The 26,730-nt window shown below is 64.9% G+C and carries 25 protein-coding genes and 1 pseudogene; 16 read left to right on the top strand and 10 right to left on the bottom strand.

What is annotated here, in order from left to right; all coding sequences use genetic code 11:
• Positions 1-295: 295 nt before the first annotated feature.
• From C560_RS0100145 to C560_RS0100105, 8 genes are all read left to right on the top strand, one after another.
• The gene (locus C560_RS0100145) at positions 296-598 is read left to right on the top strand and encodes a DUF4193 domain-containing protein (protein WP_018772836.1); all 303 of its coding nucleotides are present in this window, start codon (positions 296-298) and stop codon (positions 596-598) included.
• A gap of 94 nt (positions 599-692) precedes the next feature.
• Positions 693-1,445 (top strand): lytic transglycosylase domain-containing protein, encoded by a 753-nt coding sequence (locus tag C560_RS0100135; protein ID WP_043422200.1) that lies wholly within the window; start codon positions 693-695, stop codon positions 1,443-1,445.
• Positions 1,446-1,556: 111 nt separating this feature from the next.
• Complete coding sequence (locus C560_RS0100130; protein ID WP_018772838.1) at positions 1,557-2,135, top strand: histidine phosphatase family protein; 579 nt, start codon at positions 1,557-1,559, stop codon at positions 2,133-2,135.
• 137 nt (positions 2,136-2,272) lie between these two features.
• Positions 2,273-2,929, top strand: coding sequence for a DNA alkylation repair protein (locus tag C560_RS0100125; RefSeq protein WP_442853137.1), 657 nt, complete (start codon positions 2,273-2,275; stop codon positions 2,927-2,929).
• 98 nt (positions 2,930-3,027) lie between these two features.
• On the top strand, positions 3,028-3,516 hold the full coding sequence (locus C560_RS0100120; protein ID WP_018772840.1) for a hypothetical protein: 489 nt from the start codon (positions 3,028-3,030) through the stop codon (positions 3,514-3,516).
• Positions 3,517-3,591: 75 nt separating this feature from the next.
• Complete coding sequence (locus C560_RS0100115) at positions 3,592-4,437, top strand: DUF4097 family beta strand repeat-containing protein (RefSeq protein WP_026536653.1); 846 nt, start codon at positions 3,592-3,594, stop codon at positions 4,435-4,437.
• A 32-nt stretch (positions 4,438-4,469) separates the two neighbouring features.
• Positions 4,470-5,414 (top strand): daunorubicin resistance protein DrrA family ABC transporter ATP-binding protein, encoded by a 945-nt coding sequence (locus C560_RS0100110; RefSeq protein ID WP_026536652.1) that lies wholly within the window; start codon positions 4,470-4,472, stop codon positions 5,412-5,414.
• A complete protein-coding gene (locus C560_RS0100105) occupies positions 5,411-6,247 on the top strand; it encodes an ABC transporter permease (RefSeq protein ID WP_051532908.1) in 837 nt (278 codons plus the stop codon). The genes C560_RS0100110 and C560_RS0100105 overlap by 4 nt, the downstream gene beginning before the upstream one ends.
• Before the next feature lie 204 nt (positions 6,248-6,451).
• Here the strand turns inward: C560_RS0100105 and C560_RS0100100 are convergent, their stop codons facing one another.
• From C560_RS0100100 to C560_RS0100065, 7 genes are all read right to left on the bottom strand, one after another.
• On the bottom strand, positions 6,452-6,931 hold the full coding sequence (locus C560_RS0100100) for a hypothetical protein (protein ID WP_155855687.1): 480 nt from the start codon (positions 6,929-6,931) through the stop codon (positions 6,452-6,454).
• Positions 6,932-7,039: 108 nt separating this feature from the next.
• Positions 7,040-7,504: a hypothetical protein gene (locus C560_RS23520; RefSeq protein ID WP_197026069.1), complete on the bottom strand. Its 465-nt coding sequence runs from the start codon at positions 7,502-7,504 to the stop codon at positions 7,040-7,042.
• 252 nt (positions 7,505-7,756) lie between these two features.
• Positions 7,757-8,695: an NmrA family NAD(P)-binding protein gene (locus C560_RS20770; RefSeq protein ID WP_043422194.1), complete on the bottom strand. Its 939-nt coding sequence runs from the start codon at positions 8,693-8,695 to the stop codon at positions 7,757-7,759.
• Positions 8,696-8,843: 148 nt separating this feature from the next.
• Positions 8,844-9,224: a hypothetical protein gene (locus C560_RS0100080; RefSeq protein WP_026536648.1), complete on the bottom strand. Its 381-nt coding sequence runs from the start codon at positions 9,222-9,224 to the stop codon at positions 8,844-8,846.
• A gap of 7 nt (positions 9,225-9,231) precedes the next feature.
• Positions 9,232-9,552: a hypothetical protein gene (locus C560_RS0100075; RefSeq protein WP_026536647.1), complete on the bottom strand. Its 321-nt coding sequence runs from the start codon at positions 9,550-9,552 to the stop codon at positions 9,232-9,234.
• Between the two features lie 42 nt (positions 9,553-9,594).
• Positions 9,595-10,893, bottom strand: a complete 1,299-nt coding sequence (locus C560_RS0100070; protein ID WP_026536646.1) for a Y-family DNA polymerase — start codon at positions 10,891-10,893, stop codon at positions 9,595-9,597.
• An 8-nt stretch (positions 10,894-10,901) separates the two neighbouring features.
• On the bottom strand, positions 10,902-11,333 hold the full coding sequence (locus C560_RS0100065) for a LexA family protein (protein WP_026536645.1): 432 nt from the start codon (positions 11,331-11,333) through the stop codon (positions 10,902-10,904).
• Positions 11,334-11,500: 167 nt separating this feature from the next.
• Between C560_RS0100065 and C560_RS23165 the strand changes: the two genes are divergently transcribed.
• Complete coding sequence (locus C560_RS23165) at positions 11,501-11,656, top strand: hypothetical protein (protein ID WP_155855685.1); 156 nt, start codon at positions 11,501-11,503, stop codon at positions 11,654-11,656.
• Positions 11,657-11,681: 25 nt separating this feature from the next.
• Here the strand turns inward: C560_RS23165 and C560_RS0100055 are convergent, their stop codons facing one another.
• Together C560_RS0100055 and C560_RS22815 are read right to left on the bottom strand one after the other, a co-directional pair.
• The gene (locus tag C560_RS0100055; protein ID WP_026536644.1) at positions 11,682-12,272 is read right to left on the bottom strand and encodes a dihydrofolate reductase family protein; all 591 of its coding nucleotides are present in this window, start codon (positions 12,270-12,272) and stop codon (positions 11,682-11,684) included.
• A 99-nt stretch (positions 12,273-12,371) separates the two neighbouring features.
• A complete protein-coding gene (locus C560_RS22815) occupies positions 12,372-12,518 on the bottom strand; it encodes a hypothetical protein (RefSeq protein WP_442853133.1) in 147 nt (48 codons plus the stop codon).
• Positions 12,519-12,573: 55 nt separating this feature from the next.
• Here C560_RS22815 and C560_RS20760 point away from each other — a divergent pair, with 55 nt between their 5' ends.
• From C560_RS20760 to C560_RS0100015, 5 genes are all read left to right on the top strand, one after another.
• Positions 12,574-14,508 (top strand): glycoside hydrolase family 15 protein, encoded by a 1,935-nt coding sequence (locus C560_RS20760; protein WP_197026067.1) that lies wholly within the window; start codon positions 12,574-12,576, stop codon positions 14,506-14,508.
• Between the two features lie 1,214 nt (positions 14,509-15,722).
• Positions 15,723-18,947, top strand: coding sequence for an RHS repeat domain-containing protein (locus C560_RS0100040; protein WP_155855684.1), 3,225 nt, complete (start codon positions 15,723-15,725; stop codon positions 18,945-18,947).
• 1,035 nt (positions 18,948-19,982) lie between these two features.
• Complete coding sequence (locus C560_RS0100025; RefSeq protein ID WP_026536640.1) at positions 19,983-20,573, top strand: recombinase family protein; 591 nt, start codon at positions 19,983-19,985, stop codon at positions 20,571-20,573.
• Positions 20,574-20,758: 185 nt separating this feature from the next.
• Positions 20,759-22,756: an SIR2 family protein gene (locus C560_RS22520; protein WP_197026066.1), complete on the top strand. Its 1,998-nt coding sequence runs from the start codon at positions 20,759-20,761 to the stop codon at positions 22,754-22,756.
• A 98-nt stretch (positions 22,757-22,854) separates the two neighbouring features.
• Positions 22,855-23,778 carry a hypothetical protein gene (locus tag C560_RS0100015; protein ID WP_026536639.1) on the top strand — a complete coding sequence of 308 codons (924 nt, stop codon included), beginning with the start codon at positions 22,855-22,857 and terminating at the stop codon, positions 23,776-23,778.
• A gap of 255 nt (positions 23,779-24,033) precedes the next feature.
• Here C560_RS0100015 and C560_RS23680 read toward each other — a convergent pair.
• A pseudogene (locus C560_RS23680) lies at positions 24,034-24,144 on the bottom strand (recombinase family protein); the annotation flags it as partial.
• A 474-nt stretch (positions 24,145-24,618) separates the two neighbouring features.
• On the opposite strand from C560_RS23680, the gene C560_RS20750 reads away from it, so the two are divergent.
• Together C560_RS20750 and C560_RS0100005 are read left to right on the top strand one after the other, a co-directional pair.
• Positions 24,619-25,386: a Type 1 glutamine amidotransferase-like domain-containing protein gene (locus C560_RS20750; RefSeq protein ID WP_051532905.1), complete on the top strand. Its 768-nt coding sequence runs from the start codon at positions 24,619-24,621 to the stop codon at positions 25,384-25,386.
• Positions 25,387-25,531: 145 nt separating this feature from the next.
• A complete protein-coding gene (locus C560_RS0100005; protein ID WP_026536638.1) occupies positions 25,532-26,698 on the top strand; it encodes an IS30 family transposase in 1,167 nt (388 codons plus the stop codon).
• Positions 26,699-26,730 lie beyond the last annotated feature (32 nt).

Below are 26,730 nucleotides of genomic sequence, written 5' to 3'. Positions count from 1 at the left end.
GAAATCGAGGTTCACCAGGCCCAGGACATTCCCGGAATGTAGCAACGGCTCGACCCGATGCTCAAGGCGTGTCCGGCGCTGCTTCGCGGCAGCGGCGGACACGCCTTTGTTCGTCCTGCAGTTCCGCGGGACAGACCGGTCCGCCCGGACGGCATGAGCTTCCCCGTTCGCTTCGTCGTAGCGGTCCCGCGACTCCGCTCGGCCTGAAGGACTTGGTTCACATGAGGCACTGACGCGCGCAATGGTGTACGTTGGCTTCCCGTCAGAACTAAACACAGGAATGAGAGTCACCCCCGTGGCAACCGATTACGACGAAGTCCGATCCGACGTCAAGGAGTCGCAGGATAATTCGCTGCAGGCGCTGCAGTCTGCCAACGCCCCGGATGCCCGCAGCGTTGTCCGTGAGCTGGATGAAGCTGACGCGTTTGACGATGCGATCAGCCCCGGCGGAGAAATCGTCGCCGAGGAACTCGTCGTGCAGGTCATCCCGCAGGCGCAGGACGAATTCACCTGCTATTCCTGTTTCCTGGTCCGGCACCGGTCCCAGGTTGCACGCGAAAAGAACGGCCACGCTTACTGCGTCGAATGTGAAGGCTAGGGCCGTGGCCTCCCGCGTGACCGGCGCCGGCGCGGTTTCCCGCGCCGCGCTGGACCGGCGGGCCGGCATCGTCCACGGCCGGCCCGCTTAGTCAATGCTCCGTTTGAAACGCCTTGCCGTGCTGGGCCTGTTTGTATTTTGCGTCATCACCGGGTTCTTGTTTTGGGCCTTCCGATTCTCCGGCGCGGAGACCCGCGTCGCCCTGCCCGCGCCGCCGCGGGCGGAGGCGAAACTCGAATCTCTCTCCGCCGGCATCACATCCGCCGTCAACATCACCCGGAGCACGGACGCCGACTGGCTCACCCATGCCGCCGCGCAGACCGGCATCCCTGCCCGGGCCCTCCAGGCCTACGTGGCTGCGGCCGGTGCGGCTAACGAAGCCGCTCCTGCGTGCGGAATCGGTTGGAATACCGTGGCAGCGGTGGGCTTCGTCGAATCCGGCCACGGAACGTACGGCGGCGGCAGCCTGACCGCCACAGGCCAGGTGAGCGGGCCAATTGTCGGCCCGAGCCTCAACGGCGACGGCTTCGCCGCGATCCCTGATACGGACGCCGGCGCCCTGGACGGCGACGACCGCTGGGACCACGCCGTCGGACCCATGCAGTTCATTCCCTCTACCTGGCAACTCGCAGGGCGGGACGGGAACGGCGACGGGACAGCCGACCCGTTCAACATCGACGACGCCGCGCTAAGCGCCGCCTCGTACCTTTGCGCCCACGGCGGTGACCTCAGCACCGCCGCGGGCTGGGCCGACGCCATCTACTCCTACAACCAGTCTGATCCGTACGTAGATCATGTCCGCGACCGGGCCACTGCCTACGCCGCGCAGTCGGGCACCGCAGGGTAACCCCCCTCGGCTTCCGCCGTCGGCTGCGGGGGAACTCCGGACGGTCCGCCGTCGTGCTCGATCACGACGCCGAATCTCGGGAATGACAGCGGTCAGGGCAGAATGGAGGGCATGACCTCTACGACGTTTGCCCTCGTCCGCCATGGCCAGACGGACTGGAATGCGCAGCGCCGGCTGCAGGGAGCCACCGATATTCCACTGAACGACGTCGGCCGCGGCCAGGCGCGCGACGCCGTCGCCGTGCTGTCGGGCTTCGAATGGGACGCGATCGTGTCCTCACCGCTGAGCCGTGCCGCGGAAACCGCCGACCTCATCGCCGCAGGGCTTGGGCTCAGTGTGGCCCGACGCGTGCCGGAACTCGCCGAGCGCAACTTCGGACCCGCGGAGGGCCTCCAGGCCGGTCCTGAACTGGAAGCACTGCGCATCCCCAATGGGTTCCGCGGAGCAGAAAGCGAGGACGAGGCCGCCGGCCGCGGGCTGGCCGCGCTGGAGGCGCTGGCCGAGGAGTTCCGTGGCCGCCGCGTCCTGGCGGTCGCCCACGGCACGCTCCTGCGCGTGAGTCTCAGCCGCGCCGTCGGCCGCACCCTGGAAAGCATCGACAACGCCGTGCTCAACCTGGCCCACCACCATGCCGTCGACGGCTGGCAGCTCGAATACTTCAACGGCGAGCGGGTCATGGCTGCCGTTTAGGGCTGCGGCTTTGTGCTGCCGCGTGTGGTCAGTGCCGCGCGCGGTCTGACCGCCGTCGTATGCTGAATCGCACAAGCAACGGACAGGAGGCTGAGGTGGCCCAGACGACGGAAACCGGGACGACGGTGGCCGAGGTGATGGCCGGCCTGGCCGACCTCGAGGACCCGAGGATCCGCGAGGTGAACGCCAGGCATGGCGACGACCACGGGGTGAACCTTGGCAAGCTGCGGGCGTTCGCCAAGCGGCTGAAGACCCAGCAGGAGCTGGCATGTGGGCTGTGGGGGACCGGTGATACCGCGGCGCGGCTCCTGGCGCTCCTGATCTGCCGTCCGAAGGCCTTTGATCGTGATGAGTTGGACGTCATGTTGCGCCAGGCGGACACTCCCAAGGTGCAGGACTGGCTGGTCAATTATGTGGTGAAGAAGAACCCGCATGCCGAGGAGCTGCGGGTGGCTTGGTTCGCCGATCCGGACCCGGTGGTCGCAAGTGCCGGATGGGCGCTGACCACCGACCGCGTGGCGAAGAATCCGGAGGGCCTCGACCTGCCAGGACTGCTCGACACCATCGAGGCGCAGATGAAGGACGCCCCGGACCGCTTGCAGTGGGCGATGAACCACTGCCTGGCCCAGATCGGGATTGAGCACCCCGCACACCGCGCCCGCGCCATCGGCATCGGCGAGCGCCTGGAGGTGCTCAAGGATTACCCGACGCCCCCGAACTGCACCTCGCCGTTCGCGCCGATCTGGATCACCGAGATGGTGAAGCGACAGGACGCCGCAGCGGCGGCAGAGTAAGGGCTGTTGACCCGAATTCAGCCGCCGCACAAACCTGCGCGTCACCGGTGACACCATAAATGCTTGACGTGACACCACGGTGGTGTCACTATGGTGGCATGGAACTCGGACAATACGTCAACGACCTACAGCGGCAGTTAGTGGATGCCGCGGAGAACGGCACGGAGGACACCCGCGCCGTCGCCGAGCGGCTCGCCGCCGGACTGGACGCCGCGACCCGGCTTGTGCTCCTCGATGTTCTGTCCGCCGCAGTCGGCGAGATCACGCGCGACCTCGCACCCGGATCGGTTGACATGCGGCTGCGCGGACGCGACGTCGAGTTCGTGGTGACCCAGCCGAACACGGAATCTGACAGTGACGAGCGGCCCGCCGCGCCGCTCGACCTCGACGACGCGAGCACCTCCCGCACGACGCTCCGCCTGCCGGATGCCCTCAAGACGCGGGTGGACGAGGCCGCAGCCGCTGACGGCCTGTCCGTCAACACCTGGCTGGTCCGTGCAGTTGCAGCCGCCCTGCAACCCAAGCAACGACGATCCGCCCAGCGCACGCTGCGCACCGGCGACAACTTCGCCGGCTGGGCCCGCTAGCCCGCTCACACCACCACCCACCAACCACGCGGACCCGCGGGGTCGATCAAACACACCCAAAAGGAAGGCGCCAGCATGCCCACCTACGACACCCCCACCCCCATCGACCTCGCCATCAAGCTGCAGGTCGGCGCGATCGAAATCATCGCCTCTGACCGCGACGACACGGTTGTGACCGTCTCGCCGACCAACCCCGCGAAGGCGGTCGACCGCCGGGGCGCGGAGGAGACCAGGGTCGACGTCGACGGCCAGCGGCTCATCATCACCGGCCCCCGGCCCCGCATCAGCTGGATCGGACCAACCGAGTCGGTCGATGTGAAGGTCGAGCTGCCGGCCGGGTCACGGCTCACCGCCGAAATCGGGGTCGGCGGCGTGCGCACCGTCGGACGCCTCGGCGCAACCCGGATCAAGAGTTCGATGGGCCGCGTGGACCTCGACTCCACCGGCGACTTGTGGCTGCGCGCCTCGCACGGCAACGCCACACTGGGCACCGCCGAGGGCGGGATCGAGATCACGGCCGACCACGGTCAGATCCGCATCGGCAAGGTCACCGGCGACGCGATCCTCAAGGCCTCACACGGCACCATCCTGATCGGGGAGTCCGGCGGCGACCTTGAAGCGAAGCTCTCCTACGGCGACCTCGAGATCACGAAGGCACTCGGCTCCGTCGCGGCGAAGACCGCCTACGGCAGCATCCAGCTTGCAGAGGTCTCGAGTGGTTCCATCCAGGTCGAGAGCGGCTTCGGCCAGATCACCATCGGCGTGCGGCCCGGCGTTCCCGCCTGGCTCGACCTGTCCTCGAAAGAGGGGCACGTCCGCAACCAGCTCGACAGCGACCGCGCTCCCGGCGCGTCCGAACAGACCGTCGCAGTTCGTGCCCGCACCCAGCACGGCGACATCAGCATCCAGCGCGCCCACTGACTCCGGGCCACCAACAGAAGGGAACGAAGGACATGAACACGCCAGCAATCGAAGTCCGCGGGCTGCGGAAGTCCTACGGCACAAAGGCCGTGCTCGACGACGTCGACCTCACCGTGGGCGCGGGCACCGTCACCGCACTGCTCGGCCCGAACGGCGCCGGCAAGACGACCACCGTGCACATCCTGTCCACCCTGGTGCGGCCCGACGGCGGCACGGCACTCGTGAACGGGCGCGACGTCGTGCGCGACCCCGACGGCGTCCGCGCCGCGATCGGCCTGACCGGCCAGTTCTCCGCGGTGGACAAGCTGCTCACCGGCGAGGAGAACCTCCTGTTGATGGCCCGGCTGCGTCATCTCGGGGCGAAGCGCTCCAAGACCCGGGCGGCCGAGCTGCTGGAGCAGTTCGACCTCGTCGAGGCCGCCCGCAAGCCGCTGGCCACCTACTCGGGCGGGATGCAGCGCCGGCTAGACCTCGCCATGACACTCGTCTCGGCCCCCAGCGTCATCTTCCTGGACGAGCCCACCACGGGACTGGACCCGCGCAGCCGCCACACCATGTGGGACATCGTGCGCAGCCTGGTCGCGGACGGCACCACCGTGCTGCTCACCACCCAGTACCTGGACGAGGCGGACGAACTCGCGGACCGCATCGCGGTGCTCGACGGCGGCCGCCTCGTCGCCGAGGGGACGCCGGACGAGCTCAAGCGCCTGGTCCCCGGTGGACACATCCGGCTCCGGTTCGCCGATGCCGCCCGGCTCGACGCCGCCTCCCGCCTGCTCGGCGAGTCAGCCCGCGACGACGCCGGGCTCTCGCTCACCGTGCCGAGCGACGGCGGTGTCGGCGCGCTGCGCACCGTGCTGGACCGCCTCGACACGGCCAACTTGGAGGTCGACGACCTCAGCATCCACACCCCGGACCTCGATGACGTGTTCTTCGCGCTCACCGGCCGGGTCGAGACGAAGGGAACCGAATCATGACCACCATCACCGCCAAGCGCCAGACGGCGCCGGGCACACGCCAGCAATCACACGTCCTTGCCGACTCCGTGACGATGCTGCGCCGCAACCTGCTGCACATGCTGCGCTACCCGGGCCTGTCGGTCTTCACCATCGTCGGGCCGGTAGTCCTGCTGCTGTTTTTCGTGTTCGTGTTCGGCGGCACGCTCGGGGCCGGCCTGCCCGGCGCGGACCCGGCCGGCGGGCGGGAGGCGTATGTCGCGTACGTCATGCCGGGCATCCTGCTGTTGACCATCGCAGGCAGCGCCGGCGGCATCGCGACGACCGTGTCGATGGACATGACCGAGGGCATCACCGCGCGGTTCCGGACGATGGCGATCTCGCGGGCCGCGGTGCTCGCCGGTCACGTGCTTGGCAATACCATCCAGGCGATCATCGCCGTCGTGCTCGTGCTCGGCGTCGGCCTCCTGATTGGCTTCCGTCCGACCGCCGGGTTTGTCGAATGGATCTCGGCCGCCGGTCTGATCGTGCTGATCGCGTACGCGATCAGCACGCTCGGGGTGGCCATGGGCATGCAGGCGAAGTCTGCCGAGACCGCCAGCAATCTGCCCCTCGTGCTGACGTTCCTGCCCTTCCTCAGCAGCGGTTTTGTGCCGACCGAGTCGATGCCGGAGTGGCTGCAGTGGTTCGCGCAGTACCAGCCGTTCACGCCGTTCATCGAGGCCATCCGCGGACTGCTGCTCGGCACCCCGCTCGGCTGGAGCCCGGTGCTGGCAATCGGGTGGTGTGTCGTGATCGTGGTCGCCGGGTATGCCTGGTCGATGGCGATCTACGAGCGCAAGTCGGTGCGCTGAGCCCAGGGTGCACCCGGTACGTGCGGCGGTCGCGAGCTCATCGCGGCCGCCCGTCCTGTGGCGGTAGTGATGCCGACGCTGGGGGATGGCACGCCGCTGCCGGACGGTGACAGCGTCATCGCCGCCCTCCATCCAGGGCAAATCGCAGCATTTCCTGCGGTCAAATATGCGCTGGACCTGGTGGGCGTGAACTGGCTCGTGGGGTCACTGACGGTTCTTCACGTCGCTCAGCAAGAATTGGATGATCCGATCCGGGCTGTGCTCGTCAAGCTTCAAGACACGGACTTCCACGTCATAGCCGTCAACGACAGCAGTGGCAGAACATGCCACGTACGTTCCCGTGGAATTGGACGCCAGCGGAGAAGTCTCGCAGTCGCCCTTCACTCTTGCGCCATTCATGGCTTCGTCACTGATACGCTGCACGCCTGCGGGAGCTACTTTCCGCTCCGTCCGGAAGCTGCGCCACATACTGTTGCAGTCCACGTCATAGCTGATGCAGAAAAGCCCTCCCGTGATGTTCTCTCCGTCCTCGTTCCATCCCGGATCGGGGTGCAGCCGGTCCGAGATCGCAACCATCGGCGCTGTGCCAAGAAGATGTGACACCTGAAGAAGCGCTGGCGGCGCAAAGATGACCAACAATAAGATGCAGACGACCTTCAGCCACTTCGGAAGCCTTCGCTTCATGGGCTGCTCCGAACTGCCGGAACTTGTTTCCATCCTTTATTGACGCCCCGCTTCCTACCCCCTATTTGGCGTACTACAACCGTCTGACAAGCAGCCATCTCAGGAGGATCAGCCGGCCTCGTAAGGGGTGCGGAAGAGAGTGATTCCCCATTCCGGGTTATGCAGCACGATTCCAGCCTCCCGCTGTGCGAACTGAAGCGGAGCCTGAAGGTACCGTTTCATCCGAGCCTGTTCCTGGTCCCACGGGAAGTTGCAGGTGCCCAGAAAACTTTCGAGTGTCCCGGGATCCGGCGTGATCGTTTCGCCGGCAATGCTGACCTTGACCGCATACGAAGCACAGGGGATGCGCACGGTCATCAACGTGCGGCCGCCAACGCTGCCGAACCGTATCGCGTAATCGCCGGAGCTCGCGCCCGGACCACTGGACACAGAAGCGGGCACCATGGAACCGGATGTGAAGTACTGGCACTCCAGCGCTCCGTTGGCCCGGGCGTTCCCTGCACGCTGTGGCAGACAGTCATCTACACCCTGCCCGGGGGCTGGCTGAATCGGAGGAACCGGGGCGAGGGTCATGCCGGGCGACAGTCCGGCGCCCGTCGACGGTGCGGCCGTGGCGGCGGGCGGCTTGGTGACCGCTTGTTCCCCGGCCGACGTGCTAAGTGGGGGAGTAGACGCGCAGGCCGGGGTTAGCGCGACGACGGCGAGGCACGTTAGGGACAGCAGTGTCGGCGTCGTGCGTATTCCATTACGGGCGGGTCCCCCGGGCGCGGCCATGATCCGAACACTAGGGGTTTGGGGCTTGTCCGTGCAACAAGCGCCCGCCGGTTAGGCGACCGGGGCCGATGAGATCTGCTGCTGGTGCTGGTCCAGGACGTCCCGGGCGGTGGTCCACGTCCGGCTGCCGTACCGGTCGTTGCTGATGTAATTCAGCGTCGCGTCGCCGCTGAACATGCTGGCGAAGTACTGCATGCCCTGCCACGGCGGGAAGGGCTTGTCGGAGGCCGGCATGAGGGCTTTGACTGCCCGGCTCATTGCAGTCAAGGAACCGACGCTGCCCGCGTAGAGGAGCCGGAACTGCGTTCCGGTCAGCTCGGACATGGTGGCTGCCAGGGTCCTTGCCGTGACCTGGTCTCCGGCGATCTGGAGAACGCGGGGCGCCCGCTCGTCGAGGGCGGCGGCGGCGGTGTAGGCGGCCGTGTCATCCTTCGTGGTGAAGTCGAGCACTTGGTCGGGGTCGGACCAGAAGAGCACCCGGCGCCGGGAGAACAGGATCATGGGCGCCTGCCCGGAGAGCATGTCGGTGAAGGCGCCGTTGAGGATGGACGTGGCCCGGATTTCGGTGGCGTCCAGGCGCTGTGCGAAGTCTCGGCGGAACTGCAAGTTCCGGTTGCTTCGGGGGCGGATTCCACGGTAGTCGATGGAGAAATCGGAAGGGATGAAGCGCGGTACGCCCACCGCGGCCGCCGCCTCCAGCAAGCGCGATTGGGCGTCGAAAATTGCGCTGTCCAGGCCGTTGATCGCGGAGACTACGCAGTCAACATCCGCGCAGGCCCTTCGGAGGCCCGCCGGATCGTCGTAGCCCGCCTGGAGCACTTCGACACCCTGGGCGCGGAGCTGCGCGATCCGCTCCGTACTGGTCCCCGGCCGCGTGAGGACCCGAACGGTGGCCCCCAGGGCGACCAAATTCCGCAGGATACGCCCGCCGAGATCGCCGGTGGCGCCCGCAAGAAGGACGGTGCCCGGAGGGGGAGTCGTCGGAATCATGTTGGCACCTCAAGTGACGTCGGGCGGAAAGGGATAGTGGGCTAAAGACTACCAACGGCAAGGCTGCTGCGATTCCCGGGGGTGACTCAACGACGTCCCCGAGCCTGAATGATCAGCGGATCCGTTGCACGTCAGTTGCGAGTCGGCCCTAACTCCAGCGGTGGGATTCCAGCGCGCGAAGCAGGGGAGCGGGGTCACTTTTCAGGTGATCAACGGGGCGGGACCCGCCGAGTTCCCGCGAGGGGGTGACCATCCAGGCCGTGAAGTAGTTGTGCGGAACCTTCAGTTCTAGCGCGCGCTGGAAAAGGTCCACGACGGTCGGGTGGAGGTGGCCGCCGGCGATGAATTGGAATCCCGGGCAGAACGTGCCGTCTTCGATGAAGACGCGGACGAGCTGCTGCATTACCGGCTCGGGGTCGTCCATCAGTTGGCCGAGGCGGCGGCGGACCTGTTCCAGTGCGGGCAGCGTGAATTCTGCCCTGATCCCTGCCCAGGTCTGGTCGTTGATCGGCTGACGGTTCAGTGCCACCGTTGCCCTAGCCGCCGTCGCTGATGTCGTCCAGGAGCCACTGGACGGAGCGCGGATTCCGGCGCAGCGTGAACGTGCGCAGCGCCGAATTCGACCCCAGCCGGGCCTCGACGCGCCAGTATTCGCTACCGGCCAGGTTGGCGCCGCCAGCAGCGGCCGAACGTCCGGTGGCCTGCCGGGTGTCGCCGCCGATCCAGTGCCGGGACTCGGTGGCGGGATCGACAAGCCAGATCCGTCCGTCGTGCCGGATGGCGAGGGGCTTGCCTGCCGGGTCGAGCCGGACTTGAAGGTCAAGGGTTCGTACGGGGATTTCGGAACTGAGGGTCATGGGGGGTCCTTCGTGGTGCGGTGCTGCGGGGGTGTGCTGGTCTTAGGCGGCTTTGACGAGGGGGAGTTCGTCCCAGTGGGTGGTGTAGCGGGGGGAGAGCATGTCCCGTTTCATGGTCCAGTCCGGCCCGCCCCGTATGCCGGCGTGGCCGAGGCCGATGGAGCCGCGCCCGTACCGGCGAGTCACGTCTTCCAGGAGTGTTCCGATGCGGCGTTCCTCGTGCGGGTTTTCGAACAGGGCCAGCGGCGCCTGGTTGCCGGTGGGCCGCAGGTCGGTGACCATGATGCCGGCCCGGGCGTACTTGATGCCTTCGTGGATGTGGGGGAGGAGCGCGCGGGCGGCCCGGGTGAGCAGGACGGGATCGGCGGTGGGCATCGGCAGCGGCACGCACACCGACGGGTAGGAAGCGTCGTTCGGGTTGAAGTGCGAGGTGCCGGCGAAGGCGGTGAGGACCTTGGCCTGGAGGCCGTGTTTGGCCAGCCGGGCCGAGGCCTGCTGGCCGTAGACGCTCATGACCTGCCGCATGCCGGCGGCGGTGGAGATGGGGGTGGCGAAGGAACGCGAAAAGATGAGCTGGTCCCGGCCGATCCGTTCTTCCTCCATCGGGATGCACGGGGTGCCCTGCAGTTCCAGGACGGTGCGCATCATGACCACGGAGAAGCGGTCCCGGATCATCACCGGGTCGGCCCGGGACAGGTCAAGGATCGAATGGAGCCCTAGGGCGTTGAGGCGTTTGGTCAGCCGCGCCGCGACGCCCCAGATCTCGATCACGGACAGCCGGCCCATGAGCGCTTCCCGGGCGGCGGCGGGCACGGAGTCCCAGTGGCAGACGCCGTCGAAGGCGGGGTTGTGCTTGGCCCATTTGTTGGCCAGTTTCGCCAGGGTCTTGGTCCCGGCGATCCCGACGCAGACCGGAACCCCGACGTTCCGCCGCACGGCTGCCTTCATGGTCTGGCCCAGGGCCAGCAGGTCCTCCGGCGCGCCTTTGACGCCGAGGAAGGCCTCGTCGATGCTGTAGACCTCCAGCCAGGCGCTGTAGCGGCCGAGCAGTTCCATCACCCGGGCGCTGATGTCCCCATAGAGCTCGTAGTTGCTGGATAGCGCAACGAGCCCCCATTCCTGGGCCCGCGGGGCGAGTTTGAACCACGGCTCACCCAGGGTGATGCCGAGGGCCTTGGCTTCCGGGGACCGGGTGACGGCGCAGCCGTCGTTGTTGGACAGGACGACGACGGGCCGGCCTTCGAGGGACGGGTCGAATGCCCGCTCGGCCGAGGCGTAGAAGCAGTTCACGTCCACGTGCGCGATCTGCGGCATCCGCCGCATCGGGGCGGGCTTAGACATGGTGTGCCTCAAACATGGTGCAGGCAGCGGGTCGCGACGCCCCAGATGACCAGATCTGACAAGGATGGCACCCGGATGTCCGGGTACGCCGGATTCTCCGCCTGCAGCACGACGCCGGCGGCCGTGACCCGGAGCCGCTTGATGGTCAATTCCCCGTCCAGGACGGCGATGACTACGGACCCGTCCTTGGGTTCCAGGGCCCTGTTCACGATCAGTTCATCGCCGTCGCTGATGCCGGCGCGTTCCATCGAGTCTCCTGAGACCCGCACGACGTAGGTGCTGGTGATGTCCTTGATCAGGTGCTCGTTCAGGTCGATCCGCCCATCAAAGTAGTCCTGCGCCGGCGATGGATACCCGGCCGCGACGGGGACCGGCGAGATCAGCACCGACAACAACGACATGCCCGCATCTATCACGCGGGGACCCACAACAACGCCCACAACACACCCTTATTCGAATATATGTTCGATATATTCAGTGTAGCCGGATGGGCCGACAAAAGATGGACTCTGCCCCATTGCAAACGCTCAGTGGCTCTTTGCGGGCCCCCTGACGTCCAACCGGCGCCCGGGCACTCTCTCGAAGCGACGCGGCGGTTGGCGTCAGAATCCTCGTCCAGCCCGTGGTCCTGGGGCAGGGCCGGCCGCTGTTCGAGGCCGCGGATGTCCGGACGAACCTCAGGCTCAAGGGGACGCGGCCGTTCGGCAACGGCGTCGTTCTGCTCCACTACCCGTGCGACGGCTCCGCAGCGTCCGCCGAGTGACGTCCGAGGACTCAGGGTCAGCTTGTCAGCGGACTACCCGATAGCGCACGTGGGTGACGAGGCTGGAACCGCTCACGTCCGTCGGCTCAAGCTTGAGGTCCGTCACGCCGTCCAGCAGCCGTTCGCCCGCACCCAGCACTATGGGCGCAATGTGGAGCCGCAGCTCGTCGATCAGCCCCGCCGAAAGGAATTGTCGGGCGGTCTGCGCTCCGCCGGCTATGGCCACGTCCTTGCTGCCAGCGGCCTTCCGCGCCTGGGCCAGCGCCGATTCGATCCCATCGGCCACGAAGTTGAACGTCGTGCCGCCCTCCATCTCCAGGGGTTCGCGGGGGTGATGGGTAAGAACGAACACAGGTGCGTGATAGGGCGGTTCCTCTCCCCACCATCCCCGCCATTGCTCATCCCATGCCCCGGGACCGGCGTACATGTTCCGGCCCATGATGTAGGCGCCGGCCGCGAGGATGCCTTCGAGCTCGGCTGCGTTGGACTCGGCTTCCTCAAACATCCACCTGTGCAGGAGCTCCCCGCCCTCGCCCAGGGGTTCCGTCATGCTTTGGTTCGGACCGGCGACGAATCCGTCGAGGGAGATGGTCAGATCGCACGTGACGCGGCTCATGCGCCCATCATGTCACCACTCGGCGGGGCACCGACAGGACCTATGCGGCAGGCATGCCAGTCGGTTTGGAAGACTCCGGTTTGCGCGGGTGAGGGCAGGTCAGCCGATCCGCTCGGCCAGGGACACGATGATCCCCTCCGGACCGCGCACATAGGCCATGCGCCAGATGTGCTCGTACTGGCCGATGTCGCCGACCAGCCCGTAGCCGTCCGCGGCCAGCCGGTCGACGACCGCCTGTCGATCCATCCGAATGACGGAGCCGACAGGGATTCTCAACTTACTCTGAGGGGAACATACTGGGGTGGTGAGGATCGACGCCCGGTCAGGGGCAGAGGGGAGGCGGCGGCCCGGGACCGGCACGAGCCCGTATCCGCCGATCGCCGACTATGGGTTTTTGTCTGACTGTGAGGCCAACTGCTTGATTGCATCGAGCGGGCAGGTCGAGTGGATGTGCGTGCCGCGTCACGACTCACCGAGTGTGTTCTCGACTATCCTCGACCGCGCCGCGGGTGGCTTCAAGGTGGCGCCGTACGGCGTCCGGGAGCCCACTGCGCGCCGCTACCTTCCCGGCAGCTTGATCCTGGAGACCACCTGGCAGACCAGGACGGGCTGGCTGATCGTGAGGGATGCCCTGGTGATGGGTCCGTGGCACCACACCGACGAGAGGGCCGGCCGGTACCGCCGCCCGCCGACGAACTACGAGGCCGAGCATTGCCTTCTGCGCACCGTCCGGTGCGTCAACGGTGCGGTTGAGCTGTCCGTGCTGTGCGAGCCGGTCTTCAGCTACGGCCGGCGCCGGGCACGGTGGGATTTCTCCGGTCCCGAATACGGAGAGGCCGTGACCGTCAGCGGCGATGAGGGGGATCCGGTGCTGCGTCTGACTACCGACCGCCGGCTGGGCATCGAGGACTCCATCGTGGTCATCCGCAGCCGGATGACCGAGGGCGAGCAGGCTTTTGTCGCGCTCTCCTGGGGGTCGCTGCCCCCGCCGCGGACGTGGGAAGAAGCCACGCGCAAGCAGTGGCAGACCACTGAGTTCTGGAGGCAATGGATCACCGGGGGCGAGTTCCCCGACCACCCGTGGCGGGAGCAGCTGCAGCGAAGCGCGCTGACGTTGAAGGGCCTCACCTACGCACCGACTGGGGCTCTGGTCGCGGCGCCCACCACCTCGCTGCCCGAGGCACCCGGGGGAGAGCGGAACTGGGACTACCGGTACACGTGGGTGCGCGATTCCACGTTCGCGCTCTGGGCCCTCTACACCCTCGGCCTGGACCGGGAAGCCGACGACTTCTTCGCTTTCATCCGCGATGTCGCCGCCGAGGACGACCTGCAGATCATGTACGGCATCGACGGCGAAAGAGATCTTCCCGAGGTTACGGTCGAGGGACTCGGCGGCTACGACGGCGCCCGCCCCGTCCGGATCGGCAACGCGGCCGCCCACCAGCGCCAGCTCGACGTGTGGGGCACGATGCTGGACTCCGTCTACCTCCACGCCAAATCCCGTGACCAGCTTCCCGAGCCGCTCTGGCCCGTCCTGCTCCGCCAGGTCGAGCAAGCCGCTGCCCACTGGCGGGACCCCGACCACGGCATCTGGGAGGTCCGTGGCGAACCGAAGCACTTCACCTCCTCCAAGCTCATGTGCTGGGTCGCCCTGGATCGTGGTGCCCGGCTGGCGCGCCTGCACGGTCAGGCTGACTACGCCCGAAAGTGGGACGCCATCGCAACAGAGATTCATGAGGACATCTGCCGCAATGGTGTCGACGACCGAGGCGTGTTCGTCCAGTCCTACGGCACAACGAACCTCGATGCCTCGCTTCTCCTTGTTCCGCTCGTCCGATTCCTGCCCGCCAACGATCCACGCGTGTGCGCCACGGTCTTGGCCATCGCCGATGAACTCACCCGGGACGGACTCGTACTTCGCTACCGCACCGAGCAGACCGACGACGGTCTCACCGGCGACGAAGGGACCTTTACGACCTGCTCGTTCTGGCTCGTCTCAGCCCTGGTCGAGATCGGAGAGGTGGTACGCGCCAAGGCACTGTGCGAACGTCTGCTGTCCCTTGCCAGTCCCTTGGGCCTCTACGCTGAGGAGCTGGATCCGGTGAGCGGCCGTCACCTCGGCAACTTCCCACAGGCGTTCACCCATCTGGCCCTCATCAACGCGCTCGTGCACCTTATCCGCGCCGAAGAAAGCACCCGCGCGGCACAGTTCGCCCCGGCCCACCGCACGCCTTGATACGTAGACGAAGGCCAAGGTTCGGATTTCGGGCTCAAGCTTCCACGGGAAGCCGCCCTGACTCGGGTCCGAACCCGGCGATGTAGACAGGGGCGGCGACTTGCGTATGGTCTTGCTGCCGAATGCGCGGCAAGCGTTGGGGGATAGTGGACAATCGATCTTCATGGGGTCTGAAAACTGGGTCGAGCGATACCGAAGAGGCGAGCGTAGGCGTGAAGATTGTGGGCTTTCTATGTTTCCGATGCTCGACATGCGAGGCTTCATGCCATGGGAAGGCCATTGGTTTTCAGAAATGACCCTATTTCCGGACAGGGTTTCGACCGTAGGGCTGCTGTCCTTGTTTGCCTCACGCTAGTGGCCACTGGCTGCACCTCTGAAAGTCCACAAGCTGCTTCCGCCGAGCCATCAACGACCAGGGCTGAATGTGCGTCACCCTCGCGAATCTTAAAAAGTGCTGTCAACGGTACCGAAGTTGAGGGTTCGTCCGAGGATGGAATCATGCTGTATGGCCAGGTTCAGTCGGAGGGATTCCTTCGGGCCTCCGAAGCTGAAAAGAAGATTGTCTGGCGTATCAGCGGATCTGGCCCGCCGGCAGTGACGGTGACACGACCCGGCGGCGGCGAGTCGGGTCTGACATGGGGTCCTGAATTCCACCCATCAAGCAACTACGCCCGGCCCGGTGATGAATACGGTTCTGCTCTAGTGCTTGACCAGCCAGGATGCTGGCACATCAAATTCACCAGGGACTCCCGAACAGCTAATGTTTGGCTGCAGGTAGGCACCTGATCCGCACCGGCTCACGACCCGGCTGATGCTCGGACCACCGTGGACGAGATTGCTCGCACCGGCTGATTGTGTCAAGTAGTTCTGGCCCCGGAAGGACGGTTGAAACTGGCCCATCCCGGCAGCACTTTGGTCGGTTGAACATTCCTGTGACGTGCTCCCCGCCGTTGGAAACCGTAGCGGGGCCCAGAGGGTAATGCAGTCGTGATGGGCGCCGGCCTCGGCCTCAAGGGAAGCTTCCACGTGACAGAGGCATGACTTTTTGTCACAAAATTAACAGCTACGTTTCTCTAGTCAACTGATAAAACCAAGTCGTAAGGTGAGCGTCATCACTCACTTACTGCTGGGGAGCTGTAATGCTTGTTGGGGGAAAGCGGCGCATGCCGCAATGTTCAAATCGATCTGCCGGTGGCCATAGGCCGCCGGCTTTGTTGTTCCGTGGAGTTATCGCCTCCGCGCTTGGGGTGGGCCTGCTGGCCGGGACCGCTGGGCCGGGCCTGGCGGTGGTTCCGGTTCCAATGGTCATCCCCGGCGCCTCGTCCGGGGAGCAGACCACCATCGGCGAGCTCGGCTCCCGGCCCGGGGCGACGCGGCTGCCGCTGCAGATCTCCGACCAGGTGTCCGGCTCGGTCGACGTCGGCACCGGCAACCTGATGGTCTCGGTCAACGGACTGTCGCTGCCGGGCGTCAACAGCGACGTCCCGCTGGGCGCCGTGTTCAACTCCGAGTCCACCGAGACAACGCAAGGGGACGCAGCTGCCCGCTGGACCCTGAACTTCGGCGGCACCGGCTCCCTGTCCTCCACGCCGTCCGGTGTGCTCTACACCGCCGGCGACGGCTATTCGGCACTGTTCACGCCGGTCTCGGGATCGACAACCGCGTTCACCGCGCCGGTCGGAACGAAGGCCGACCTGGTCAAGAACTCCACGGACGGCACCTACACGCTGACCTCCCGGACCAACGCCGCCGTCGTGACCTTCAACGCCGACGGACGCGTGAAGACCCTCGCCGACCGCAACGGCAACACGACGACCTTCACCCCAGACACCGGGAAGATTACCAAGATCACCGCGACCAAGGGTGTGAGCGGGGCCCGGACGGCGACCCTCGCCTACGACTCCTACTCGGCAACCCTCGCGACCATCACACAGACCAACGGCACCGCAACCAGGTCGGCCTCCCTGTTCAATGACGGCTACGGCAACTGGACCAGGTTCACCGATACGGCCGGGAAGATCACGACCTTCGGCTACAACAGCGGGCGGATCTCGGCGATCACCCCGCCCACCGGGGGTAAAACCCTCCTGACCTACGACACCTCCGGCCGGGTCACGCAGATCGAACGCGTCAACACCTCCGTCGGCTCGCCGGGCAACTCGATCACCAGGATTAGCTACCCGTCGAGTACCCAGACGCTCGTCGCGGGCCCCAACACCGACCCCGCCGTGGTGGTGGCTACGGGACCCCACGCCACGTACAACCTCAGCACAGGCGGACGCGTCACCTCCGCGACGGATGCGATGGGCCGGGCCCAGGCTGCGACCTACACCGGCGACTTCGACACGCTCACCGCCACGCAGGGCACCGGAACCACATCCGGGACGATCACCAACACCTACGGGGCCAACTCCGGCCAGTCCATCACCAAATCGACATCCCAGGGAGGCGCGGCCGGCCAGGCCGAGTACGCCAACACGGCCGCGAACACCAAGTACCTGGCCACGTCCACCACGGACGATTCGGGGAACAAGTCGCTCTACACCTATAACGGGGCCGGAAACGCGTTGACCTCCTCTGACGCCATGGCGGCCACGGCGACCCTGGAATACAACACGAACGGCGACGGCACCGTCGTCTCCGCCCTGGCACCGGGGAACGGCATGAACAAAACCTTGTACCGCTACGACACCGACCACCAGCTCACGGACCTGACCCCGGTCACCGGAACCTCGCTCGGCGCCCGCACGTTCACCTACGATGCCTGGGCCCGGCCGGCCACGGCTACCGACGGACGCGGCAACACCACCACCTACACCTACGACGCCGTCGGCCGGCTGGCGGGCACGTCCTTCTCGGACGGCACCCCGGCGGTGGCCTACACGTACAACGCCAACGGCCAGGTCCTCACCCGCGTCGACGGCTCCGGGACCACCACCTACACCTACGACCAGATGGGCCGGCTCACGTCCCGGGTCGACACGGCCGCCGGCGGGACCATCGCCTACGCCTACGACAAGGCCTCCAACCTGGTCTCCACCACCGACACCCGCGGCACCACCAGCTACGCCTTCGACGACTCCGGCGTCATGACCACCATGACCTACCTCTACAACGGCACACCCCAGACCCTGGCCGTCGCGACCGACGACCGGGGCCGGCGCACCGACACCTGGCTGCAGGCCAGCGCGGACCGCACCACCTGGGCAGCACACACGCACACTGACTACGACCGCAGCGGCCGCGTCACCCACGTCCTGGCCGAGCAGGGCTCCGGGGATGCCAGCAACAGCAACGTCGTTGACCTGACTTACTGCTACTCCGCCGGCTCCACCGCACCGACCTGCCCGTCCACCGCGTCGGCGGACCGGTCCAAGATCCAGTGGGTCAAGAACAACCTCAGTGGCGCCGTCACCGCTTATTCCTACGACAAGGCCGGACGCCTCACCCAGGCCGCTGTCACGGGCGGCACCACGCCGACGACCTACACATACACCTACGATTCCCGCGGGAACCGGCTCACCGCCAGCGGCGGGACGGGGGCGAGCCAGAGCTTCACAGCCAATGCGGCGAATCAGATCAGCAGCGCCGGGTACAGCTACGACGGGACCGGAAACCTCACCCAGGACCCGAACGGAACCTACGCCTACAACGCTGCCCAGCAGATGACCTCGGTGACCAAGGGCGGAACGACCTACAACTACACCTACGCCGGGTCCTCCCAGAACGAGGTGCTCTCCCAGACGACCCCGAACGGGACCTACAAGGTCGTCTACGGCCGCACCGACGCCCAGGGCCAGCCGATCATCGAGCAGTACAAGAAGGACACCGCCACGGCCTACGTCGAGCACGACCCGGTCACCGGGGAAGCGCTGATGCTGCGCACCAGCTCGGGAATGCAGTCTCTCTATGTCTACGACGGCACAGGCAACCCGGCCGCCCTCATCACCAGCGCCGCGTACCGGGCGTTCGCGTACGATTACGACCCGTACGGTGTCCCCACCATTACCGCGAACTCCGGCGGGCTGGGCACGTCCCAGAACCCGTACATGTTCAAGGCCGGCATCCAGGACCGCGTCACCGGCTGGGTCAAATACGGCCAGCGCTGGTACAACCCCACCGACGGCCGCTGGACACAGCAGGACACGCTCGACGCACCGCTGAACCCCAAAAACGCCAACCGCTACGCCTTCGCGGCATGCGACGCCATCAACCACAGCGATCCAACGGGACGCGGCACCGTTTGCACCAACCTCGGTTTTGCCGCGGTAGGAATAGGAGTTTTCGCCGCGGGACTCTTCGTAGCGTCTCTAGTCGTAGACTCAACAGTAATAGGGCTCCCTGAAGGACTGGGACTCGGCGTCCTCTCTGGAATTGCTGGAGCTTTTGGAACACTTACCGGCGCTGCGGCAGCAGTGGCGTGCTCAGCGGGGTGGTGACTGTGCAATTTATCCCCCTTGTCGCCGGGCTTGTCATCTTCTGGGGGTGCTTCCTGTATGTGAGATCTAAGCGACCGGCGGCCGGGAAGCCCTTCCCCGGCCGGGGCATCGTAATAGGCCTTCTAGTGGTTGCGATTGCCTTGATGCTCTACTCTTTGACCGGATTCCTGACAGCTTGACCAGGATTCCTTCGTTTCTCGATGCCGCTTCATGCCCTCTTGTCAGAGGTGCGGCGCCGACCGCTGCTAAGAAGATTTGGAGCGAGCACTGAACTCCATGGGACCCCGGACCGGTACGCGGTCCCGGGTCTTCTAGCAGGGAGAGATACCAAGATATGGAAGGAGGACGAGTGAACGGCACGAGGAAGTGGCTAGCCGCCCACCGCAGGGTGGTGCCGCTGGTGGCCGTTCCCGCCGTGTGGGTGGGGGGATAGCGCTCCTGGTCAGCTGGGGGCGGCCGCTTGCTCAGGCTGTCTTCGGCGGAGTCATGTGGGTTGTTTATGCGGCGGTTCTGTGGTTTTTCCAGGGCCGCCGGGAAAGGACAACCGCGGCCAGGCTCGACCCGGAGGGCGGGATGCTGATTTACGTCCGCTACCCGGATTCGCGTCCCGGATCCCTCAGCGCTATCTGGAACATGGGTGTCGCGTCCATCGACGGGACGGGAATGACGTTCCAGCCGGCCGTCTACGACAACCTCGAGCCTTCGGGCCGGCCCACGACTTTCAGGGCCCTGGCCGCCAAGGCGACCGAGCCGAGGCCGGTCCGCCTACCGTCCCGCAAGCCGGTCCTCAACCGGCGGCAGCAGGGCAACACACTTCACTCTTTCAGAAGCGGGCTTCCGGGCCCATGGATTTCCCGTAAGACCCGCCCGCAAAAACGGCCCGGTGAAGGTGCCCTATTCGCTACGGTCAAAAACGACCGTATTTGACCGCCTTCGGCATGTCGCCAGAAGAAGCCGCAAAAGCACCCATATCGTTGGTCAAAACTGGTTTTCGAAATGAAGTCTGGTCAAAACCTGGTACGGAGGCTTTTTGACGTGTCTGGCAATGTAATTGGGTACGCGAGGGTAAGCACCCGCGGACAGTCGCTTGATTCCCAGGTGGATGCGCTCGTCGATGCCGGGGCTGTGCGTGTATTTCAGGAGTACGCCTCCGGTGCCACCCAAGCAAGGACGAGGTGGAAGGAATGCTTGGACTACCTGCAGCCCGGGAATGTCTTGACCGTTGCTGATCTGACTAGGTTGGGCCGCAGTACCGCTGACTTGGCCGACATTGTGACTGTGCTAGGACGGCGGGGGATAGGGTTCCGTTCTCTCGCTGAACCGTGGCTCGATACCACCAGCGCCCATGGAAAGCTCATCTTCGATATGTTCGCGTCACTTGCCGAGTACGAACGATCACGGTTGTCTGAGCGGACAAAGGCCGGCCTGGCCGCGGCGAAAGCCCGCGGCCGGCTCGGCGGCCGCCCTCGAACCATGACCCCTTCCAAGACAGAGGCCGCCCGCCAGCTGCGCAGCCAAGGAAAGACCTTGAAGGAGACAGCTCAGATCCTCAGCGTCAGCGTCTCGTCACTGACCAGGGCTCTCAGCCGCAATGATGTGCCGGAAGTCGCAAATGCAGCTGCGTAGTGCTCTTCTAGTTTGCGATAGCTTACGGGACGCCCGGACTGCGGCGGCCGCCGAGGGCTTCGACATTGACCGTCCGAATTCCATGCAAGTGAGACTGGGACCCCCGAGGTATGTGTCGGTTGCAGGAGAGTGGGACACGTTCCGTTTGCGTGATTGATCCTGTTCCAGCCTCGTATGGTGATTCCATGACGACTGCCACCCTTGACGAGGACACACTGTTATCTCTTGCCTTTTCTCTGCGGGCAAACCCAGGGGCATACGCAGTACTCCTTGGCGCCGGCGTTTCTGCCCCGAGCGGAATTCTCACTGCTTGGGGTGTAGTAACCGATCTGATTTCCCGGGTTGCCGTGCTTGTGGGAGAAGATGAACCTGAGGATCCTGCGGCCTGGTACGAAGCACGTTTTGGTGAGGAAGCCCGGTACGAAAATTTACTGGAGAAGCTGGCGCCGTCCCAGCTAGAGCGACAACGGCTCTTGCGCGAATACTTCGAACCGGCCGATCCTGACGATGAAACCGAGGCGAGAAAGCCTACGTTGGCGCATAGGTCGATTGCCAAACTGGTCAAGGCCGGGTCCTTGAGGGTTCTGGTCACGCTTAACTTCGACAGGCTTTTGGAGCAGGCAATCAGGGATGAAGGCATTGAGCCGACAATCGTTGCGTCAGCGGGCGACGTGGCCGGGTTGGCTCCGCTTCATACCTTGGAATGCTGCATTGTCCATCTACATGGGGACTACCTCAACCCGAGCTCCATGCTGAATACGACGGCAGAGCTTGATGTCTATGAACCGGAAATGTTGGAGCTTCTGCGTTGTATCCTTCGCGACTATGGCTTGATCATCGCCGGTTGGTCGGCAACCTACGATCCTGCTCTAGTGAGTGCAATCAAAGCGAACTATCCTTCGCGGTACACCATGATGTGGGTTGAGCCCGGCTTTCAATCCACGTTAGCTGCAGAATTCAGGCAGCTGATGAACGGCTACCTAGTGCCCCTAGACGCAGATACTGCTTTCGGACGCATCTCCGACTCCCTTGCAGCCCTGACGAATCGCGCGGCCCGTCACCCCCTTACTGTCTCCGCAGCTGCTGAGACAGCCAAGAGAGAACTGTCCGGACGCTGGGTTGCGATTCGTCTGCACGACACACTGTCTCGGGAATTCGACAGGCTTCGCCGCGTCCCCGAACTGAACTTGGGGAGCAATCCAACCGAAGCGGAAGACGGCTACCTGGCGATGGTCGGGAGGCTAGAAGAGGCATGCAGGGTACCGGCTGCTTTGGTTTCAACCCTTGCGTACTGGGGAAGCGATGACACTGATGGGTGGTGGATTGAAGAACTTGATCGTTTCTCACATCAGCCACGGGCCTCTGGCCTCGTGAAGCTACTCCGGATGAACCACATAGCTGGCTCTATTCTGTTCTACGCTGCCGGTATCGCCGCCGTAGCCTCTAGGCGCTACCCCCTGCTACGCCGCTTATTATCGCGGGAGGTGCCAAGCGGGCATCGGGATGAGGACGAGCTGCTGGCACGCATTTTCGGCACGGACCGGGCTTTAGAAAACGCGTCTCCGCGGCTCTACCAATTTCTCCGCCCTGTGCTTTCTGAATCTCTATCCATCACCTCCGAAGCGTTGGAGGATGCGTGGCAGCAGTTTGAGGTGCTGCGGAACGCGAAAATGGTGATGGCCAACAGAGGTTTCTCTGATGCTTTGGAAGCGCTCTCGGACGCGGAGAGCGATCTTGACATCGAACACAGGATCGGCGCCGAAGGGTCTGGCGGCGACAATCTCGGCGGGGTGCAAACAAAGACGCTGAGAGAGCGAGACGAAAGACTGCTGTGGATTGGCAGGCTCGGGGATCTTTGGAATGTCCACCTGTACGCCGTCGACAGGCGCCTAAACGAACGCTGGCACGTCCCAGTGGCACAGCGACTCGTCAAAGAACTTTATACCCAAGGGGATACACATCCCTTGATCCGGGCGGGACTGGGACCAAATTCGCAAGAACTGGCCGTAGCACTCCGGGGAGTAAGCAGCTGCGCCGGCGACATTGCCAATGAGCTTACTTGGAAGCGACTAAACGTCGGAGGAAATCGGGTGGGATCAGGGTTCTTGCCCGACGAAATTTGGATTGATACCGGCATGACAGCCCAGGAATTGGCCGCGCACCACGAGGCCAACTCACTCTGACCTGTACAGTCCCATCGCGGTGGCGCTGTCGGTGCTCCCAGTTTTGGTCAACAGACCCTTGGGCAGGCGAAGAGGCCATTTTGAAGTAGTTTGGGGCCATGCCAGTACAGGAGCCCGATGAGAACCTGCTTATGCAACGAATCGTTCGCCAGCAGGGGCTTTTAATCCAAGACGCTGCTAAGAGTGCCCTTGAGAACTTCGCTTCTCCGCTAGTTGGATCGCCGGCGCTGCGGGATCGAGAATGGGCGGAGCAAGCGGACGACGCAGAGTTGGTGCAGGGTGCGTTCGTCAGCGCCGCTGAGTCTGTGGCCACGCTTTTGCAGACCATGGAGGAATACCGGCTGGCGATCCTCGCGCTTCTGGCCGATAGCAAGATGCTTCCCCACCCAATCATGAGCTGTGTCAGGGCCATACATGATGCTGCGCTCAGAATTTGCTCGCTGACGGATCCCACAATTTCTCCCCAGGAGCGACTTGCCCGGTCTGCTGCTGATTTCTTAGCGAAGGTTCAGGGTGGCATTCCGGTTCTTCACACGCTGGAGGGGGTGGTGGACGACGGCCGTGATGATCTGCAGAGAGTCCAGGAAGCGAGAACAGGAGCCGTAGACCTATTCAGAGGTATAGGGCTGGAGGTCCAGGTGAAGGAGAGCACCGGGCAGGCGCAAAACGTCCGTTGTGAGGGCAAGGTGGCTAACGTCGATGTTAAGAGCACTGACCTGAGCCAAAAGTACACCCCGTTGGTGCACTTCGCTTGGGGTCTGAACTCTGGCGCCACGCATTCGAACATTTGGTTGACTCAAGGGCTTTCTGGGCCGTGGGCGCAGATATTGGTGTCTATGGTGTTCCCGCTCCTCGATATCTCCGACGCCCTGGTTACAAACCTTCTGGGCCATGTAGGGCTTCCCTCAGCCGAGATCCGTAAGGCGACGCACTTTCGCCGCATCATGCTTATGCGGAGATCGGGAGTTCCCGGCCCGTATACGGATTTCAGCGCGTACGCAGATGATCAGCGGGTTCCGTAACTGCCACGGCATTCAACCGGCAGGGAAAAGACGCAGAAGATCCGAGAGCGGGACGTGGCGAACGGGTATAAACCTAGTGGCCTTGGACGCATCAGCTAGGACGTAAAAAAGCGCACGACGACGCCCACTGAGCAGCCGATAGAGGCCAATTGTGCGCCTCAGTCAAGGTTGTTCCTTCGGCTGGCGGCCGCGGGTCAAAGGGTTGGTCGGGTTCGCAGCTCGGCTCGGACCGGGGGAGCGGAGGGGCGACCAGCGTTCAATATAGGGATCATCGCGACGTACTCCTGCGGCCAGAAGATCTGCCTGCTGCCGGTCGGTGGACTGCTGCCGCGTTGAAACGCGTGCATAGCCGATGAGTTTCGTCATGTCTGCCTTCTGGGTGTCCCATAACTGACGTTGGATGCAACGAATCAACCAGGAGGCTTCGAGACATAGTTACGAGAATCGCCGGTCATGGGAGATCCCTCGGCATTCCACGAAATCCGGGTCTGCCTTCTTTGCTCCCGATTCGGTGGATGAGACGTCTCGTATCCCAAGGGTTCCGAGACAATCTGGTGAACCTCAAACATCAGCTCAACGCAAGCGCATGTCGGAATCGACCAGGGAAACCGTCGACAATTCGATAGCGGCGTGGTTGACTCAACGAAATGTCGGCATAAGGGGGACTATGCGCGTGTGTACCGTGAGACTCGGCCTGGGTTGCTTTACCCGATATGAAAGCGCCACTGCGGCGCTCGTCCGGCGGCCAGGCGTCGACGGGAGCCGCCGCGAGATCCTCACCTGGGACCAGTTCGGCGATGCGGCACCATCGCTTGCTGTCGCAGCTGGGGATGATGCCGCGTGAGCGTGCACCTCATCGGCGGCGGCGCGACTACGGGCGCGGATGCCCCTCTCTACGCGCCGTTCGTCGCCGAAGCGGCGCTACGAGCGGGCCGCGGCCGGCCGCGCGTCGCCGTGATCTCACTGCACCCCGAGGCCGAGGAGAAGGCGGCGGCGCTTGGCGAGCTCCTGACCGAGGCCGGAACGGGGCCCGCGATCGAGGTGCGCCTGACCGCGGGGCGGCCCGGCGTGCCGATCGGGCTCGGCACGATCGCCGACGTCGACGGCATCGCGGTGGGGGGCGGCGTCGTCGAGGACGTGCGCGCCGGGCTCGAGCCGGTGTTCGGCGAGTTGCGCCGGCTGGTCGCCGGCGGTGTGCCCTACCTCGGCGTCTCGGCCGGCGCGATGATCGCGGCGGAGGGCTCGCTCGGGAGCGGCTCGCGCATCGGTGGCGTGGTCGTCTCACCTGAGGACCCCGACGAAGCGGGCGACGAGCTGGAGATCGAGGCCGGCATCGGCCTCGTCGACGGGGCCATCGATGCGCACGTGGCCGAGCGCGGCATGCTGTCCCGACTGGTCGCGGCCGTCGAGTCAGGGCTGGTCGCGGGCGGGCTTGGCATTGACGAGCGCACGGCCCTGATCGTGGGCGCTGGCGGCCTCCGGGTCGAGGGCAAAGGCAGGGTCTGGCGGGTGCTGCCGACCGAGGGCGGCGTGCTGGTCTCCACGATCGGCACTCGAGGGCGGCCCTCGAAGGGGTCAGCCCCCGGTTTGGTTGACTCGTTCACCTAAGTCGCACGGTGACCGAAGCCGGTGAAGGATCCCCTTACGCGCAGTCGAACCCCTTCTCAGCAGTTCTAAGCGATGTGTCTCATAACCCAGGTGCGGCGAGTTCAGGTGGTGAGAGCAACACCCTGAATTCTGTGGGGTGTCGTCGATGGGCAGGCCGTGGTCGCCGTTGAGTGTTCGTTTAGCGTTCTGGGAAGGGCTGGATGCCGGGCTGCCGGTAGCCGTAGCGGCGCGGGCCGCGGGGGTGTCGCGTCCGACTGCGTACCGGTGGTTGAGCGACCATCAGAAGGTGTTGCCATCGCCGGTTCCGGATTTCAGTGTGCCCCGTGCAGGGCTCTTGTCGTTGCGTGAGCGGGAAGAGATCGGGTTTCAGCTTGCCCAGGGCCATGGAGTGCGGCGTATCGCCGGCATTCTGGGCCGGGCTCCGTCGACAATCAGCCGGGAGATCGCGAGGAACCGTGTCAGTGACCGGTATTCGCCATCGCTCGCGCAGGAGCAGACGTGGGCTCGTGCACGCAGGCCGAAGCCGCGGAAGTTGGACGGGTTAGCGTTACGGGAACAGGTCACCACGATGCTCACCGACCGGTTCAGCCCGGAACAGGTCGCTGGCCGCTTGAAGGTGGAGCATCCGAAGAATCCGGAGATGCAGGTGTCACACGAAACGATCTATCAGGCCCTCTACGTCCAAGGCCGCGGATCCTTGCGCCTGGAAGTTGCGACGGCGCTGCGGTCCGGACGGGTGCGTCGGCGCCCGCAAAGGCCAGAGGGTCCTCGCCCGCAACGGTTCCAGGAGATGTTGATGATCTCTGACCGGCCGGCCGAGGTCGAGGACCGCGCCGTTCCCGGCCATTGGGAAGGGGACTTAATCATCGGATCAACGGCATCGAAATCCGCGATCGGGACCCTCGTCGAACGCACTACGGGATACGTGATGTTGCTGCATCTGCCCGAGAACCATACTGCCCGCACCGTCGCCGACGCCATGATCACCGCGATGAATAGCCTCCCCGAGCAGTTGCGCCGTTCGACGACCTGGGATCAAGGAGCGGAGATGTCCCGGCATCAGGAGATCACGATGGCGACCGGCATGCCGATCTATTTCTGCGACCCACATTCGCCCTGGCAGCGCGGCAGCAACGAAAACACCAACGGGCTCCTGCGCGAGTACTTCCCGAAAAGCACCGATCTGTCGTTCCACGGGCCCGGAATCCTCGAGAACGTCGCCGCGGAACTCAACCGCCGGCCACGCAAACGACACGGCTACCGAACGCCCGCAGAAGTCCTCGCCGAGCTAGTCTCGAACCCAGTCAACTAAATCCCGTGTTGCAGGCACCACTGGAATTCGCC

This window comes from Arthrobacter sp. 9MFCol3.1 (assembly GCF_000620385.1).
GTDB lineage: Bacteria > Actinomycetota > Actinomycetes > Actinomycetales > Micrococcaceae > Arthrobacter.
This window is presented reverse-complemented; position numbering and strand designations above follow the sequence as displayed.

What these genes read in the sequence shown, in the direction of transcription:
- C560_RS0100135 (WP_043422200.1), top strand. Translation starts at nt 693, where the DNA reads ATGCTCCGTTTGAAACGCCTTGCCGTGCTGGGCCTGTTTGTATTTTGC.
- C560_RS0100130 (WP_018772838.1), top strand. Translation starts at nt 1,557, where the DNA reads ATGACCTCTACGACGTTTGCCCTCGTCCGCCATGGCCAGACGGACTGG.
- C560_RS0100125 (WP_442853137.1), top strand. Translation starts at nt 2,273, where the DNA reads ATGGCCGGCCTGGCCGACCTCGAGGACCCGAGGATCCGCGAGGTGAAC.
- C560_RS0100120 (WP_018772840.1), top strand. Translation starts at nt 3,028, where the DNA reads ATGGAACTCGGACAATACGTCAACGACCTACAGCGGCAGTTAGTGGAT.
- C560_RS0100115 (WP_026536653.1), top strand. Translation starts at nt 3,592, where the DNA reads ATGCCCACCTACGACACCCCCACCCCCATCGACCTCGCCATCAAGCTG.
- C560_RS0100110 (WP_026536652.1), top strand. Translation starts at nt 4,470, where the DNA reads ATGAACACGCCAGCAATCGAAGTCCGCGGGCTGCGGAAGTCCTACGGC.
- C560_RS0100105 (WP_051532908.1), top strand. Translation starts at nt 5,411, where the DNA reads ATGACCACCATCACCGCCAAGCGCCAGACGGCGCCGGGCACACGCCAG.
- C560_RS0100100 (WP_155855687.1), bottom strand. Translation starts at nt 6,931, where the DNA reads ATGAAGCGAAGGCTTCCGAAGTGGCTGAAGGTCGTCTGCATCTTATTG.
- C560_RS23520 (WP_197026069.1), bottom strand. Translation starts at nt 7,504, where the DNA reads ATGACCCTCGCCCCGGTTCCTCCGATTCAGCCAGCCCCCGGGCAGGGT.
- C560_RS20770 (WP_043422194.1), bottom strand. Translation starts at nt 8,695, where the DNA reads ATGATTCCGACGACTCCCCCTCCGGGCACCGTCCTTCTTGCGGGCGCC.
- C560_RS0100075 (WP_026536647.1), bottom strand. Translation starts at nt 9,552, where the DNA reads ATGACCCTCAGTTCCGAAATCCCCGTACGAACCCTTGACCTTCAAGTC.
- C560_RS0100070 (WP_026536646.1), bottom strand. Translation starts at nt 10,893, where the DNA reads ATGTCTAAGCCCGCCCCGATGCGGCGGATGCCGCAGATCGCGCACGTG.
- C560_RS0100055 (WP_026536644.1), bottom strand. Translation starts at nt 12,272, where the DNA reads ATGAGCCGCGTCACGTGCGATCTGACCATCTCCCTCGACGGATTCGTC.
- C560_RS22815 (WP_442853133.1), bottom strand. Translation starts at nt 12,518, where the DNA reads ATGGATCGACAGGCGGTCGTCGACCGGCTGGCCGCGGACGGCTACGGG.
- C560_RS22520 (WP_197026066.1), top strand. Translation starts at nt 20,759, where the DNA reads ATGACGACTGCCACCCTTGACGAGGACACACTGTTATCTCTTGCCTTT.
- C560_RS0100015 (WP_026536639.1), top strand. Translation starts at nt 22,855, where the DNA reads ATGCCAGTACAGGAGCCCGATGAGAACCTGCTTATGCAACGAATCGTT.
- C560_RS0100005 (WP_026536638.1), top strand. Translation starts at nt 25,532, where the DNA reads ATGGGCAGGCCGTGGTCGCCGTTGAGTGTTCGTTTAGCGTTCTGGGAA.